Source organism: Undibacterium sp. TJN19 (genome assembly GCF_049339485.1).
GTDB lineage: Bacteria > Pseudomonadota > Gammaproteobacteria > Burkholderiales > Burkholderiaceae_D > Undibacterium.
The window spans coordinates 665801-681385 of sequence record NZ_JBMPPL010000001.1; the positions used below are offsets into that span (position 1 = coordinate 665801).

14 protein-coding genes and 1 riboswitch are annotated in these 15585 nt (G+C 53.1%); of the genes, 6 read left to right on the plus strand and 8 right to left on the minus strand.

Features of this window, described 5'->3' with window-relative positions:
* Positions 1-85: 85 nt before the first annotated feature.
* Positions 86-973 carry an amino acid ABC transporter substrate-binding protein gene (locus ACO0LH_RS03115; RefSeq protein ID WP_422939586.1) on the minus strand — a complete coding sequence of 296 codons (888 nt, stop codon included), beginning with the start codon at positions 971-973 and terminating at the stop codon, positions 86-88.
* Positions 974-1516: 543 nt separating this feature from the next.
* Here ACO0LH_RS03115 and ACO0LH_RS03120 point away from each other — a divergent pair.
* The 4 genes from ACO0LH_RS03120 to ACO0LH_RS03135 all read left to right on the plus strand — a co-directional run bounded on the left by ACO0LH_RS03120 (position 1517) and on the right by ACO0LH_RS03135 (position 8195).
* On the plus strand, positions 1517-3268 hold the full coding sequence (locus tag ACO0LH_RS03120; RefSeq protein ID WP_422939587.1) for an ABC transporter ATP-binding protein: 1752 nt from the start codon (positions 1517-1519) through the stop codon (positions 3266-3268).
* Position 3269: 1 nt separating this feature from the next.
* On the plus strand, positions 3270-5042 hold the full coding sequence (locus ACO0LH_RS03125; protein ID WP_422939588.1) for an ABC transporter ATP-binding protein: 1773 nt from the start codon (positions 3270-3272) through the stop codon (positions 5040-5042).
* Between the two features lie 8 nt (positions 5043-5050).
* Positions 5051-7330, plus strand: coding sequence for a penicillin-binding protein 1A (locus ACO0LH_RS03130; RefSeq protein ID WP_422939589.1), 2280 nt, complete (start codon positions 5051-5053; stop codon positions 7328-7330).
* Between the two features lie 358 nt (positions 7331-7688).
* The gene (locus ACO0LH_RS03135; RefSeq protein ID WP_422939590.1) at positions 7689-8195 is read left to right on the plus strand and encodes a GIY-YIG nuclease family protein; all 507 of its coding nucleotides are present in this window, start codon (positions 7689-7691) and stop codon (positions 8193-8195) included.
* Between the two features lie 33 nt (positions 8196-8228).
* Here the strand turns inward: ACO0LH_RS03135 and metC are convergent, their stop codons facing one another.
* Positions 8229-9455 carry a cystathionine beta-lyase gene (gene metC / locus ACO0LH_RS03140; RefSeq protein ID WP_422939591.1) on the minus strand — a complete coding sequence of 409 codons (1227 nt, stop codon included), beginning with the start codon at positions 9453-9455 and terminating at the stop codon, positions 8229-8231.
* Positions 9456-9638: 183 nt separating this feature from the next.
* On the opposite strand from metC, the gene ACO0LH_RS03145 reads away from it, so the two are divergent.
* Positions 9639-10118 carry an Lrp/AsnC family transcriptional regulator gene (locus ACO0LH_RS03145; RefSeq protein ID WP_422939592.1) on the plus strand — a complete coding sequence of 160 codons (480 nt, stop codon included), beginning with the start codon at positions 9639-9641 and terminating at the stop codon, positions 10116-10118.
* A gap of 38 nt (positions 10119-10156) precedes the next feature.
* Here the strand turns inward: ACO0LH_RS03145 and ACO0LH_RS03150 are convergent, their stop codons facing one another.
* Together ACO0LH_RS03150 and ACO0LH_RS03155 are read right to left on the minus strand one after the other, a co-directional pair.
* Positions 10157-10939 carry an MBL fold metallo-hydrolase gene (locus ACO0LH_RS03150; protein ID WP_422939593.1) on the minus strand — a complete coding sequence of 261 codons (783 nt, stop codon included), beginning with the start codon at positions 10937-10939 and terminating at the stop codon, positions 10157-10159.
* Positions 10929-11195, minus strand: a complete 267-nt coding sequence (locus ACO0LH_RS03155; protein WP_422939594.1) for a hypothetical protein — start codon at positions 11193-11195, stop codon at positions 10929-10931. Before ACO0LH_RS03155 ends, ACO0LH_RS03150 begins: the two co-directional genes overlap by 11 nt.
* Between ACO0LH_RS03155 and ACO0LH_RS03160 the strand changes: the two genes are divergently transcribed.
* On the plus strand, positions 11182-12084 hold the full coding sequence (locus ACO0LH_RS03160) for an AEC family transporter (protein ID WP_422939595.1): 903 nt from the start codon (positions 11182-11184) through the stop codon (positions 12082-12084). The two genes, ACO0LH_RS03155 and ACO0LH_RS03160, sit on opposite strands and share 14 nt — an antisense overlap.
* Positions 12085-12179: 95 nt before the next feature.
* Here the strand turns inward: ACO0LH_RS03160 and metF are convergent, their stop codons facing one another.
* From metF to ACO0LH_RS03180, 4 genes are all read right to left on the minus strand, one after another.
* Positions 12180-13007, minus strand: a complete 828-nt coding sequence (gene metF / locus ACO0LH_RS03165; protein ID WP_422939596.1) for a methylenetetrahydrofolate reductase [NAD(P)H] — start codon at positions 13005-13007, stop codon at positions 12180-12182.
* On the minus strand, positions 12994-13350 hold the full coding sequence (locus ACO0LH_RS03170) for a phage holin family protein (RefSeq protein ID WP_422939597.1): 357 nt from the start codon (positions 13348-13350) through the stop codon (positions 12994-12996). The genes metF and ACO0LH_RS03170 overlap by 14 nt, the downstream gene beginning before the upstream one ends.
* Positions 13351-13460: 110 nt before the next feature.
* The gene (gene ahcY / locus ACO0LH_RS03175; RefSeq protein ID WP_422939598.1) at positions 13461-14888 is read right to left on the minus strand and encodes an adenosylhomocysteinase; all 1428 of its coding nucleotides are present in this window, start codon (positions 14886-14888) and stop codon (positions 13461-13463) included.
* A gap of 25 nt (positions 14889-14913) precedes the next feature.
* Positions 14914-14988: riboswitch (S-adenosyl-L-homocysteine riboswitch) on the minus strand.
* Positions 14989-15093: 105 nt separating this feature from the next.
* Entirely contained in the window at positions 15094-15567 is a 474-nt protein-coding gene (locus ACO0LH_RS03180; RefSeq protein WP_422939599.1) for a GNAT family N-acetyltransferase, read from the minus strand.
* Positions 15568-15585: the final 18 nt, after the last annotated feature.

The following is a 15585-nucleotide window of genomic DNA, read 5'->3' on the forward strand; positions in this document are numbered from 1 at the left end:
AAGTGTAAACATCAAGTCAGGCACGATAAAAAAAGCAGCCACCCGGCTGCTTTTTTTTCGAACAGGATTTCAGCAACCCCGGCGCTTAATTGACCTTGTCAGATGGGAAACGTATGGTTTCCTTCAACAGCGCACCCATGGGCCAGGCCAGGTTAATGTTGTTTGGCTGTATCGGTTTGGTAAACCATTTTTCATGCAGCTTGGTGATTTCACCGTCGGTCATTTGGCGTGCCATTTCCGTATCGATGAATTTCTTGAATGCGGCGTCACCTTTGGGCAACATGATGGCATAGGCTTCAGAAGCCAATGGGTCACCCACTATCATCAGTCTGGACGGGTCTTTGGACTTGGCTTTCAAGCCAAACAGCAGCGCTTCATCCTGCGCAAAGGCATCGACCTGATTGGTTTCCAGCATGTTGAAAGAATCACTGTGGTCCTTACCTTCTACCAGCTTCATGTTCAGGGCGCGCACCTTGTCACGTTCAAGTATGAATTTGTCGGTGGACGTGCCTTTGGTGAAGACGACTTTCTTGCCCTTCAGATCGGTCCAGTTCTTGATGCCCGAACTGGTGTTGACCATCATGCGCAGGGTAGAAAAGAAATGCGGTATGGTGAAGTCAACGAGCTTCCTGCGGTCTGCGGTATTGCTGGTTGAACCACATTCCATATCTGCCTTGCCGGATGTCATGACCTCGATGCGGTTATCTGCCGTGACAGGCACAAAATTGATTTTGAGTTGTGGCAATTTCAATTCTTTTTTAAGCGCATCGACCATTTTTTTACAGATGTCGATGGTGTAGCCGACTGGTGCCTTGGTGTCTGACAGATAAGAGAAAGGCAGGGCTGACTCGCGATACGCGATATTGACGGTCTGGCTTTTTTTGATACGGTCCAGTGTGTCAGCAGAAGACACCTGGGAAAGAATAGCGGCGGACGCAAATACACCAGCCTGAAGAATACAGCGCAATTTCATATGGTTTCCTTATGCTCTTAAAAAGACAAAATTTACCGAGGCATGTAAGTGGAAGCTGTTGCAAAGATGTTCAGGCATTGCATGGCTACGATGAGCAGCTATTGCCTGAGTATAGGTAATACAGAAGGGCTATGCAATTCAGCCCGGGATATTTTGCAACAAGCGTGAGGGGTTCAACAGTGAGGGGGCGGATTATATAGCGGTCTGAGTTTGTTGAGGAAGAAGTAAACCTCTAGTGCATGATGAGATAGAAAATACGATAAAAAATAAGATAGAAATAGAGATAAGTAATTCCTACGCAGAGAATTGAAAAGAAATTGTATTTTTACTTTTCATAAAAACAAAATCATGTGTGCTGGCATAGCGCAAAATGAAAGTTCAAAGCAGCCAGAGGATGATCAGAAAATCAATATTTCATCAAGGTAAATCGCAGAGAATGAAATCAGAATTTGAGGATACTGTATCATTTCCTGCTTTGCCAACAATCGAGGACTTGCATTTGATGCATGCAACCATTTCCTGTCTTACTGGTCTGAACCATTTATGAGTTTGTACCAGCTTATTGCTCAATTTATACGACAGAACTGGCGCCACTATCTTGGTGCTGGCGCGATGCTGTTTGCTGTCGCTGTCATGACGGTGTTGATCCCCCGGCGCGTAGGCATGGTGATAGACGGCATGGTGGCGGGCCGCTTTGATCAGCACGGTCTGCTGCTGGAGCTGTCCTGGTTGCTGGTCATGGGCGTGGCCATCTATTTCTTGCGGGTGGGCTGGCGCACGCAACTATTTACCGCTTCCTACAAGCTGGGCATGGAATTGCGTACGCAGTTGTATCAAAGACTGAGCATGCAGGGTGCGCGCTTTTTTCAGCAACAAAGAACCGGTGACCTGATGGCGCTTGGCACCAATGATGCGGATGCGATCGAGCTGGCCGCAGGCGAAGCAGCACTGGCAGGGTTTGATGGCAGCCTGACCTTTGCGCTGGTGATAGGCATGATGCTGCTTGGCGTGGACTGGCGGCTAGCCGTGGCGGCCTTGCTACCCTTCCCTTTCATGGCCCTGGCATTCAAACGTATCACCCAGCATGTCCATGATGCTTCACGGGATTCGCTTGAGCGTTTCAGCAAACTCAATGACCAGGTGCAGGAAACCCTGGCCGGTGTACGCACCCTACGCGCGCTGGGGCTGGAACAACGCAGTGCCGCCCAGTTTGCCGAATTGACGGAACAGGCCGCCGCTGCCAGCCTGTCAGCCCAGAAATGGGAAGCCGCCTATGAACCCGCGGTTGGCCTGACACTGAGCAGTGCTGGTGCCCTGACTCTGGGTGTGGGCGGTTACCTGGTCTGGCATGGCGAAATGAGCATAGGCTCGCTGACCAGCTTTACCATGTACCTGGGGCAACTGATCTGGCCCATGTTTGCTGCCGGCTGGGTCTTGTCATTGCTGGAACGCGGCAAGGCTGCCTGGGGCAGGCTGGAGCCGGTGTTGACGCAGGAACTGAGCATCGACGATACCGGTGAACTGACTACCGCACCGCAGGGTGTCCTGTCGCTGAAGGATGTCAGTTTTCATTATCCCGGCCAGATGCAGGCGGCGCTGGACCAGGTATCGGTTTCCATCGCACCCGGGCAGACCCTGGGCATTGTCGGCCCTACCGGTTCAGGCAAATCCAGCATCATCCGTTTATTGCTGCGCCAGATAGAAGCGCAGCAAGGCCAGGTCATCTGGGGTGAACATGCATTGGCAGAATACCGTTTGCAGACCTTGAGACAGGCCGTGAACTGGGTCGCACAAGAGCCCTTCTTATTCTCTGCGTCGATTGCTGACAATATCGGCCTCAGCAATCCGCAAGCCAGCCGTGAACAGATCATGCAGGCAGCAAAACTGGCCTCTGTCCACGACGACATCCAGCGCTTCCCGCATGCCTACGATACCTTGGTTGGTGAACGTGGCGTTACCCTGTCTGGCGGTCAAAAGCAGCGCGTTGCCATCGCCCGCGCCCTGCTGACAGAAAGCCCCTTGCTCTTGCTGGATGATGCCCTGTCCGCAGTAGATACCCAGACCGAAACACACATACTGCAACATCTGAATGAATTGAAACGCGATTATGCAGCGCGTAGTGCCGTGATTGTCAGCCACAGGCTCAGTGCGGTACTGGAAGCGGACCATATCATCGTGCTGCGCGAAGGGAAAATTTCTGAACAAGGCAGCCACCAGCAATTACTGGAAATGAACGGCTGGTACGCCACGCAATGGCGCTATCAGCAACTGGAAGCCAGCCTGGATGCCGCCTGATATGCATACCTCAACACAGAAAACCACCGTAGCAGCGCCGGGGTCAGAAAAATACCTGGCCATGGGCTTGCTCTTGCGCGCCGCACAAACAGAAAAGCACCATGTCGTACTGGGGATTTTCTTTTTATTTTGCGCCGCTGGACTGGAAGCCATGGGGCCTCTGCTGGGCAAGGCTTTTATCGACCATTACCTGTTACCGCACCAGATGGATATGCCTGCGGTGATCGCCATACTGGCCGGGTTTATCGTGACCGGCTGGATGGCAACATGGTTGCGCTATCTGCAACTGACCAGGCTGGCTGGTGTGGCCATGCGGTCTGTCAGGCGACTGCGTGAACAGGTGTATGTGCATGTGCTGCGCCTGCCCATGGCATTTTTTGACAAGGCGATTACCGGGCAACTGGTCAGCCGCGTCACCAATGACACCGAATCTGTCAAGAGCCTGTATGTACAGGTCTTGTTTGTCATGCTTGACAGTTCCATCGTCGTCATCGGTACACTGGCAGCGATGGCCTGGCTGGACTGGCGGCTGATGCTGATCGTTACCCTGCTGATTCCGGCAGTCATCATCATCGTCTGGTTTTACCAGCGCTGGAGTGCACCGGCTGTCAGCAAGGCGCGTCAGTTGCGTAGCGAAATCAATGCACAGGTGGCAGAGAGCATCAACGGCATGAGCACGCTACAGGCCAGCAATGCCGAGCTGCGCTTTGGCCAGCGTTTTGCCAGAACCAATCAACTGCATTACGATGCCAGACTCGATGAATTACGCGCCAACGCCTGGCTGCTGCGGCCGGCACTTGATTTGATGAATTCATTGTTGCTGGTGGTGGTTATTTTCAGCTTCAGCCAGCGCAGTTTTTCGGGTGTGGAAATTGGTGTGCTGTATGCCTTTGTCAGTTACATCGCCCGCGTGGTTGAACCACTGATACAGATCACCTTGCAGTTTGGCCAGATCCAGCAGGCGGTGGTTTCTGCCGCGCGTGTCAATACCTTGCTGAACGAACACCTGCCATCCACCGCCAGTACGGATGCAACAATCAGCCGTGGTGCACTGACGCTGGAAAACGTCAATTTTGGGTATGACCCTGCGCATGTGGTCTTGCATGATTTCACGCTGCATATTCCATCAGGTAGTTTCTACGGCATAGTCGGCCATACCGGCAGTGGCAAATCGACGCTGCTGAGTTTACTGTTACGTTTCTATACGGCGCAATCTGGCCGCATACAGATTGATGACCAGGCACTCGCTGATTTTTCAGATGAGCACTTTCGCGCCAGGGTTGGCCTGGTACCGCAGGAACCGTTTTTGCTGGCGGCCAATGCGCGTGAAAACATTGCCATGGGGCGCGATATTTCTGAAGAAGATATCATCGCCGCTGCCAGGGCAGCGCACGTACATGAGTTCATCCTGCAACTGGAAAATGGCTACGATACACCGTTGGGCGAAGGTGGTGCCCGTCTGTCGACAGGACAAAAGCAGTTGCTGGCCATCGCCCGTGCGCTGGCAGGCAAGCCACGTATCCTGTTCCTCGATGAAGCCACCTCGCATATCGATAGCGAGACCGAGCAGGTCGTACAAATCGCCCTGACAGAATTGCGTGGCAAGGTCACCATCGTCGCCATTGCCCACCGCCTGTCCACCATACGTGATGCAGACCGCATCATCGTACTCAATCACGGCAAGCTGGCGGAGCAAGGTAACCATCAGGCATTAATGCAAGTGGAACAGGGTATATATCAAAGGTTGTACCTGTTGCAAACCCTGGAAGAATAAGGAAAGTCATGAAGAAGTGGATCACCATCAGCATCAGTGCTGCCGTTACCCTGTTACTGTCGGCGCTGGCCTATGTTTTTCTGGTCTTGTCACCAGGCCTGCCATCACTGGATGCCGTGACGGATTACCGGCCCAAGATACCTTTACGCATTTACACCGCAGACAATGCGCTAATAGGTGAATTTGGCGAAGAACACCGGGATTTTGTCGCCATCAAGGATATCCCCCCTGTCATGAAGAATGCCCTGCTGTCGATAGAAGATGCCAGGTTTTACGAGCACGGCGGTATCTCTTTCATCGGTGCCGGACGCGCCCTGCTGGCAGATTTGCGCGGCGGTTTTCATCAGGGTGCGTCTACCATCACCATGCAGGTAGCACGCAACTTCTTTTTGACCAATGAAAAATCGGTACCGCGCAAACTGAAAGAAATTCTGCTGACCTACCGCATCGAGGGTGCCCTCAGCAAAGACCAGATCCTGGAACTGTATATGAACCAGATTTACCTGGGTCAGCGCAGCCATGGCTTTTCCAGCGCGGCCCGCACCTATTTTGGCAAATCGCTCGACCAGTTGACGCTGGCAGAAGCCGCCATGCTGGCCGGTGTGCCGCAAAACCCGGTGCGTCATAATCCGGCGGTCAATTTTGAACGGGCCAAGCAGAGGCAGATACTGGTGCTGAGAAGCATGGTCAAGAATGGCTTCATCAATGAAGCGCAATTTGAAGAGGCCAGCAAGGAAGTCATTACCGTCGCCAGCAGGCAGCAATTTGATACGCATGCCGACTATGTTGCCGAACTGGTCAGGCAGAGCATTTATGCGCAATACAAGGAAGACGCCTATACCAGCGGTATCAAGGTGTACACCACCATCAACCGTGCCGAGCAGGAAGCGGCTTATGAATCGGTACGCCGCAATGTCATGGCGTATGACCAGCGTCACGGCTATCGCGGGCCAGAGGCATTCATAGAATTGCCGACAGATGAAGATGAACGTGATGACGCCATCGATGAAGCCTTGCGCAAACATCCGGGTAACGACAAGTTGCTGTCGGCAGTCGTCACGCAGGCGTCCAATAAACTGATCAAGGCTGAACTGCAATCTGGTGAAAGCGTAGAGCTGAGTGGCGATGGCTTGCGCTTCGCTGCCAATGCATTGAGCAATAATGCCAAGGCAGATATGAAGATCAGGCCGGGTGCCATCATCCGTGTGATACAGGATGCAAAAAAACACTGGGCCATCACGCAATTGCCTGAAGTTGAAGGGGCTTTCATTGCCTTGAATGCAGACGATGGCGGTTACCGCGCCATGGTCGGCGGTTTTGATTTCAACCGCAAAAAATTCAACCATGTCACCAGCGCCTGGCGTCAGCCTGGTTCCAGCATCAAGCCCTTTATTTATTCTGCCGCGCTGGAAAAAGGGTTTTCACCTGCAACGCTGATCAATGACGTACAACTGTCAGAGACTTCAGAAGAAGTCCTGCGCTGGGACCCGCGTAATGATGATGGCAAATATGACGGCCCTATCAGCATGCGCACGGCACTGGCAAAATCAAAGAACGTGGTCTCGGTCAGGATTTTGAAGGCGATCGGTGTTGATACAGCCAAGGGCTGGTTGCCGCGTTTTGGCTTTGATAAAGACAAGCATCCGGCCAACCTGACCATGGCCCTGGGTACGGGGGCAGTCACACCTGTACAACTGGCTGCCGCCTACGCCGTGTTTGCCAACGGTGGTTACCAGGTCACGCCGTGGCTGATCAGCAAGGTCGTTGACGCCAAGGGCAAATCCCTGTTCGAGATGAAGCCACCTGCCATCGCCCAGGATGAGGCGCGTGTCATCGACAGCCGCAATGCCTTTATTACCGACAGCATGTTGCGTGAAGTGGTACGCAGCGGTACGGGTGCCAGCGCCACGCAAAAGCTGGGCAGGCGTGACCTGGCAGGCAAGACTGGTACGACCAGCGATGCCGTCGATGGCTGGTTTGCAGGCTATGCCGGCAATGTCGTGGCAGTTGCCTGGATGGGCTATGATGATCCAAAATCCCTGGGTGGCCGTGAATTTGGTGCGACCCTGGCCCTGCCTATCTGGATAGATACCATGCGCGTGGCCCTGTCGGGCAAGCCGGAAACCCAGCGCACGCCACCAGAAGGCGTCAGTTCAGCCGAAGGCGACTGGATGTTTTCTGAATTCCTGAACGGTGCAGGCATCAGGACGGTTGATATGGACGACATACCGCCGGCACCATCGGAACCACCGACTTCGCCGCCAGCATCACCGCAACAGGCACAATAGAAAAAGCCCGCAGATCACTCTGCGGGCAAATATCCCGACCTTTGGAGGAACTTCTTCAGGATTGCCGCATGGTATCGGCTGAACATGACCTGCGCATGACAGGACATGGACAGAGGAAGATTCGGCAAAAAAAAGCCCGCAGACGGGAGCATGCGGGCTGAAATTCCTGCCCGGTGAAGGTGCAGGACGGTGGTAATTCTAAAAACTGCCAAAATCTTGTTGCGCATGGCCTGGTTGGCCCGCCATCTTCCATCTAATCCAAGAACAGAGCGCAAAGCACCTGTTTATTCCGCGTCTCAAGTCCTGCGTACCTTTTGTAGACTGTTTCTCATCCCTTTACAAAATGTCAGGTCTACCGATGACTAGCTCTTACCGCCCACAAAGGACCTTGCCGCGTGAACCCCAATTCATGCATGGCACGCCAGGCACGATCTACATTTTGCAAAACGATGGCTTACGCCAGGGTCTGTACAAAATCGGCGCTACCCGCCGTTCCGGCGTTTCCAAGGCCATGGAGCTGAACCGTGACCATCAGGAACTGATACCCGGTGTCTATGAATGCGTCTTTGAACTGCATACCAAGGACTGCGGCCAGGCACTGGATGACATCCTGAAACAATTCCAGCAACAACGCCGTGGCAAAAAAAACCAGGAGTTCTATGAACTCAATCTAGATGATGCTGCCGAAAAAATCGCCAACATCATCGCTACCATCAACCGTCAGGGCATCATGCGCCAGCAACAGGCCACGCTCAGCATGATGCGTCACCTGGAACCGGACGTCATCGCAGAAAAGCAGGCCCAGGAATTCAGCCCACCACCCGCTGGTCTGTTCAGGAAAGCATTTGACTGGGTAGCCAGCTAAACGCCGTCCCTGCATTTCCACCATCCCTCATCTTCAGACCACGGCCTTCAGGTAATTACGCGCTGGCTGTGGTTCACTGGTTTTACGCAAGGCATCAAAGCCCTGTGCCAGGTCAGCCAGCAAGTCTTCTGTCGCTTCCAGGCCTACATGCAGGCGCAACATCGGCGTCTGCCATTGCCCGGCATTGACACTGCGATAAGCAGACGGTTTTGTCGGCAAAATCAGGCTTTCATAACCACCCCAGCTAAAACCAATACCAAACAGACGGGTACGGTCGATCAGCGCGGCAACCTGCTGCTCGGTGATGTCTGCACGGAATACTGCGCCCATCAGGCCGCATGCATATTCAGGCTTGAAATCACGTTTCCATAATTCATGACCGGCACAGCCTTCAAGCGGCGGGTACAAGACCTCGGCCACTTCTGGCTGCTGTTGCAACCAGCGCGCAACCACTTGCGCACTGTCACGATGTACTGCCAGGCGTGCCGCCAGCGTGCGCAGGCCACGCAGGGCCAGTGCGGCATCATCGCCGCCAATGGTGATACCCAGTTGACGGTAAGTATTGCGTACACGCTCATGCAGGGCTTCATTGGTCAATATGACACCCATCAGCGCATCTGAATGACCAACGATGTATTTGGTGGCTGCGTGTATCGATACATCGATGCCCAAATCGAAAGAATCCCAGCCTATCGGTGTGGCCCAGGTGCTGTCAGATACAACGACCGCCCCACCGGCGTGGGCGACGGCCGCAATGGCCGGTATGTCCTGGATTTCAAAAGTCAGCGAACCGGGTGATTCGACAAACACGACCCTGGTATTTTTTTGCATCAGCGCGGCGATGCCACGACCGATAAGCGGATCGTAATAAGTCGTTGTCACGCCTATCTGTTTCAGCAGGCCGTCACAGAACAGGCGGGTCGGGTCATAGGTGGTATCGACCATCAGCAGATGGTCGCCAGGCTGCAACAGGGCCAGCAGCGTTGTGGTAATGGCAGACAGGCCCGACGGTGTCAGCATGCAGCCTGCGGCGTTTTCAGCCGAGCACAGCGCCTGTTCCAGCGCATGGGTGGTTTCATTGCCATGGCGGCCATAGACACGGCGTGTGCCACAGGCATTATTGAGCGCAGCCACGTCAGGGAACAGCATGGTGGACGCACGTACGATGGGCGGGTTAACCGGGCCTGGGTGTACCTTGCCTTTGCGACCTGCATGGGTCAGACGGGTGGCGGTTTGCAATGCTGGCTCGACCAGGTTCATGATTAACTCCTGTAGTAACTATGGTGATGACTATGCTGAATGCGCTTGCGTCTTTGCTCTGATGCAAAAAAATTTTGCAGGAAACGCTTCACACACATCCTAACAAGGGGTGGCAGGAATTTTTTACCAAATTATTTAGTAATTTGTGCTATTTTTAGTAAAATTTTCTATAAATAGACAAATATGGATAAAATTGATCTAGAACTTCTGAATTTATTGCAAAAAGATTCATCGATTGCCCTGGCCGATCTGGCGCAGGCCGTGCATCTTTCAGTGACACCATGCTGGCGGCGCGTGCAAAAATTGCAGGAAGATGGCGTGATACGCCAGCAGGTCGCCTTGTGCGACCCGGTCAAATTAAACCTCGGCCTGACCGTCATGGTGGCGCTCAAAGCCGCCCAGCATAATGACAAATGGATGCAGCGCTTTATTGCCGGTGCCACCGGCATACCTGAAATTGTGGAAATTTTGCGGATGAGCGGCGAGATTGATTATTTGCTGAAAGTGCATGTACCCGACATGGCAGGCTTTGACCTGGTCTACAAAAAACTGGTCAAGGTCGCCGACCTGCAGGATGTCAGCTCCAGTTTTGTCATGGAAGTCATCAAGACGACCACTGCCCTGCCGTTGAATTATGCCGTCCTGAAGCAGGGAAAATCGTGAGAAAAAAATCATAAGGCAGGCATTACCTGCCACTCTTTTCAACCACGGAAACGGTAATGCTCCTGCGTGAACAGGTCTATGCCGCATTGCAGGTTTTCTATCCAGTCAAGAAAGGCGGTAATGGCTTCATTGCCTAGCAGGTAACGGCCATGCTGGGGCACCAGCATGGCAACATCCATCTGCCTGACCATATTCGCCCAGAAGCGGCATACCTTGTTTGACACCATATAGCGCTTGTGAAAGCCGCTCATGGTGTGCAACTGCGCATAAAACTCTTCTTTGGTGGTGATCGGTTTTTGTATTTCCAGGGCATCGACCATGGAAGCGCCCATGTCGCCAGAAAACAGGATTTTTGACTTGCTGTCGTAAAACTGGAAATTGCCTTCTGCATGCAAAAAATGCGCAGGCACGGCATGAATGACAGAATCAGGCAAATACACAGGCATACCCTCATCAGGAATGCCGACGACACGCCCCTCTGCGCGGTTGAGGTTGCAGAAATGCGGCACAAAGCGTGACCACAATTTTGAGACATACAATTGGCATTCGGTACTGAACAGCCATTTATCGAGCGCGCCGATAATGTCCGGGTCCTGATGCGAAGCAAACAAATACTTGAGTTCTTTCTTGGGCAGATACCTGTGCATGCTCAGGACCAATGCGTTATAGGTAATATTGCCGGAAGGGTCGATCAGCGCCCCCACGCCATCCGAAACAATCAGGAACTGATTGGCCTGCACCGCATGATCTGCACTGTCGTCGACCAGGTCATTGAACATCACGCAGATGTGTTTGCCGTCGTTATAAAGTTCAATTGCCAAGTCCGCCCCTGTATGCCATCACCTGAAAATAGGTTCTGGTATTGTAGAAAAATTCAGCTAACGCCAGCTTGCGCCAGATCAAGCAAAGCGCATCCATCCCATCCCCCTGGAACAAACTGGATAGTGATGAATGGTGGCGAATGGTGACAAATGCGGCCAGCGCATGCCATGCATGAAAACTTGTCATGTGACGCCGCGTTGAAGTACCTACAATGTCATCTTCCCTGATCCCAATTACTCCCATGATAGAACGCATACTTTCCATCATCATGCCGGTATTCATCGTCATCGGCCTTGGCTATCTGTATGCGCGGCGCAAAGGCGGCGCGGCAGCGGCTGACATGGTGGCGGTCAACCGCATCAGCATGGATGTGTTATGCCCTTTGCTGGTCTTCACTGCGCTGGCGGGAAAAGATTTTGATGTCAGCCATAACCTGTGGCTGATCGTGGCAGGCGTATTGATCGCTTTGGGTTCTGGCCTGCTGGCCTGGCCACTGGCCCGCCTGCTGGGTTATGACGTGCGCAGCTTCGTACCACCGATGATGTATAACAATTGCGGCAACATGGGTTTGCCGCTGGCAGCGCTGGCGTTTGGCACAAGCGGCCTGTCTGCGGCCGTGGCCTTGTTCATGGCCTGTAACCTTGTCTACTTCACTGTCGGCATGCGCATTATCCAGCAAGGCCATCCTGAGCACCGCGATTCACCGTGGCGGTTTTTAGTCAGCCCGATGATGCTGGCGATGGCGGCCGGCATGGTCTTTGCGATTTTTCATATCCCCTTGCAGGCGACACTTTTCCTGGCGCTGAAAATGACGGGCGATGCCTGCATACCCATCATGTTATTTTCTCTCGGCGTGCGCATGCTGGATATCAATTTTGCCAGCTGGCGCATAGGCATGGCAGGTGCCATCGTCTGCCCGCTGAGCGGGCTGATCATGGCAGCGATACTGGAAAATATCTTGCCACTGACCATCACGCAGCGCGGCCAGATGTATCTGTTTGCGGCGCTGCCACCCGCCGTGTTTTGCTTCATGGTGGCAGAACAATACAGGCAGGAACCAGACAAGGTGGCTTCGATTGTCTTGCTGGGCAATGCAGCCGCACTGCTGTTTGTGCCAGCGGGTTTATGGCTGGGGCTGAGGTAATCATAAATAAAAAAACAGCCTCAGACTGATCTCATATCGAAACGCAGTCTGGGGCTGTTTTACAAGCTTACAATCTTACAAGAGGCAGGGCAGGACTACACCAGCCGCTGCCAGATTGCTGTGGTTGCTGCCGCCTGGTTCAGGGAATAAAAATGCAGGCCAGGCGCACCGCCTGCGAGCAGGCGTTCGCACATGGCGGTGACGACATCGAGGCCAAAGGCCTTGATCGACGCGCTGTCATCCCCATAGCTGCTGAGTTTCAGGCGTATCCAGCGCGGGATTTCTGCGCCGCACATTTCAGAAAAACGCTGTAGCTGTGTACTGTTGGTGATGGGCATGATGCCGGCAACAATAGGTGCAGTCACACCGGCCTTGTTTGCTTCTTCCACAAAGCGGAAATAGGCATCCGCATTATAGAAATACTGGGTGATGGCAGCATTGGCACCTGCCTGCATCTTGCGCACAAAGCTGTTCAAATCGTCTTGCGGCGAGCGCGCCTGCGGATGCATTTCGGGGTAGGCTGCCACTTCGATATGGAACCAGTCACCGGTCTCGGCACGGATAAACTCCACCAGTTCATTGGCATAGCGAAATTCACCGCCCATGCCATAGCCGCTGGGCATATCGCCGCGCAAGGCGACCAGACGGTGGATATCATGCGCCTTGAACTCGTCAAGAATGCCGCGTATCGATTCACGCGTACCACCTATGCAAGACAGGTGGGGTGCAGCATCATGGCCTTCCTTGCGGATTTCAGTCACGGTATCAAGCGTACCCTGCTGTGTCGTGCCACCGGCACCAAAAGTGACAGAAAAATATTTGGGTTTAAGCTCGGCCAGTTTGGCGCGCGTGGCGCGCAGTTTTTCCGTGCCTTCCGCCGTCTTGGGCGGAAAAAATTCTATGCTGAAATTAGGCGTCTTCATTTTTACCTTGCAACAATAAGGTCGAGAGTGTCCAGGAGATCACGCTGTACAGCAAGGCACCGCCCACCGCTGCCCAGAAGCCGGTGACATGAAAACCTTCCACCACGTTTGCCACACCCCAGAACATCAGGCCATTGATGACGAAGATAAACAGACCCAGGCTCAGCACCGTCGCCGGCAGGGTAAGTATCAATATCACGGGGCGGATGATGGTGTTGACCAGGCCAAGTACCACGGCCACAACCAGGGCAGTGCCAAAACTGGCGATCTGCACAGAGTCCATCAAGTAAGGGATCGCCAGCAAAGCCAGCGCATTAACCAACCAGGTTGCCAGTAAACGCATACATGCTCCTGTTTGCAGATTGTGAGATGAATCCTGGAAGCTGCAAGTCAATGACCCGCAGCTTCCTCCAGACCGGTAACTGTCAGGAAAAAACAGTTACCGGATGGCGATCAATAACGATAATGATCTGGCTTGTAAGGGCCTTCTTTTTTCACGCCTATGTAAGCAGCCTGTTCTTCAGTCAACACACTCAATTGTGCATTCAGTGTTTTCAATTGCAGACGGGCGACTTTTTCGTCGAGGTGTTTTGGCAGGGTGTATACGCCAACCGGATATTTCTCCGTATTCACGAACAACTCGATCTGCGCAATGGTTTGATTGGCGAAAGAAGAACTCATGACATACGATGGGTGGCCAGTACCGCAACCCAGGTTGACCAGACGGCCTTCAGCCAGCAGGATGATGCGTTTGCCGCTAGGGAAAATCACATGATCAACTTGCGGCTTGATGTTGTCCCAGGTGTATTGCTTGAGTGAAGCAACATCGATTTCATTATCGAAATGGCCGATGTTACAAACGATGGCCTGGTCTTTCATCTTCAGCATATGCTCGTGGCTGATGACATGGTAATTGCCGGTCGTGGTCACGAAGATGTCGCCAAATTCAGACGCGTATTCCATTGTCACGACGCGATAACCTTCCATCGCTGCCTGCAGGGCGCAGATAGGATCAATTTCAGTGACCCAGACCTGGGCCGACAGGGCACGCATGGCTTGTGCACAGCCCTTGCCTACATCACCATAACCGGCGATGACGGCAACCTTGCCAGCGATCATGACGTCGGTAGCGCGCTTGATGCCATCTACCAGCGATTCACGGCAGCCATACAGGTTATCAAACTTGGACTTGGTGACAGAATCATTGACGTTGATTGCCGGGAAAGCCAGTTTGCCTTCTTTATGCATCTGGTACAGGCGATGTACGCCGGTCGTGGTTTCTTCTGTCACGCCCTTGATGGCGGCCAGGCGTTTTGAATACCAGTCAGGTTCTGTTGCCAGGTGTTTTTTGATGGCATTGAACAGGCAGATTTCTTCTTCCGAGCCTGGATTGGCCAGCACGGAAATATCTTTTTCTGCACGGGTACCCAGATGCAGAAGCAAGGTTGCATCGCCGCCATCATCAAGGATCATGTTGGAAAAACCGCCATCTTTCCATTCGAAAATACGGTGGGTGAAATCCCAGTATTCATCAAGATTTTCACCCTTGAAGGCGAACACAGGTGTACCACCAGCGGCGATCGCTGCTGCGGCATGGTCTTGTGTAGAATAAATATTGCAAGATGCCCAACGTACCTGCGCACCCAGGGCATTCAGGGTTTCTATCAATACCGCAGTCTGGATAGTCATATGCAGGGAACCAGTAATGCGCGCACCTTTCAGTGGCTGGCTGGCAGCAAATTCTTCACGAATTGCCATCAGGCCCGGCATTTCTGTTTCTGCAATGCGGATTTCTTTATTGCCCCAGGCTGCCAGACTGAGGTCAGCAACGAAAAAATCCTGGGAAGTAGTATCGGATGTGTTTGCTACGATGGCGTTCATCACGCCCTCCTTTCTGATGAAAAAAGTAACGTGAGCGCGGTTATGGATATCCCAAGCCTGGCAAAAACTCGTAGTTCTCGTCGCAACGCTCCTTGGAAGACCTGAAGTATAACGCAGCTCCGCATTTTTTTGCTTATTTCTTGCGTGCTGGCTTCATGCAGCCAGCCAAACTGAAAGCACTGCCTCGAACTGCATTGATCTAAGCTTATCTGGCTGGCAAGCTTTTCTCAAAGCAGACAGCGGCAGCATTGCCCACATATTTGCCAAAATTATCAATCCGGCGGTAACCATGCTTTTCATAAAAAGCGACCGCACGCTGATTGACCAGCCGGGTTTCAAGACGCAATTTCTGATATCCCAGATCAGCAGCCGCTGTTTCCAGATGTCTGAGTACTGCCAGGCCAGCACCTTTGGTCTGCGGCCTCGCATACATGCGCTTGACTTCGGCAATGCCCGCTTCCATGGGCCTGAAGGCGCCGCAGGCGACGGCCAGGCCAGCGGCATTGCGCGCAATGACAAACAGGGATGCCGGGCCACGTACGTCATTGGCATCAAATGATGCGCGCCCGCTGTCACCGGTAATGGCTGCCAGGCTGTCGGACAATTCGTCGAGCAAGACCAGCGCTTCCGGCAGTGCCGGATCACAGGTTTCCATGGTCAGGATTTGATTGCTGTTCACAATATGTACAACTCAATT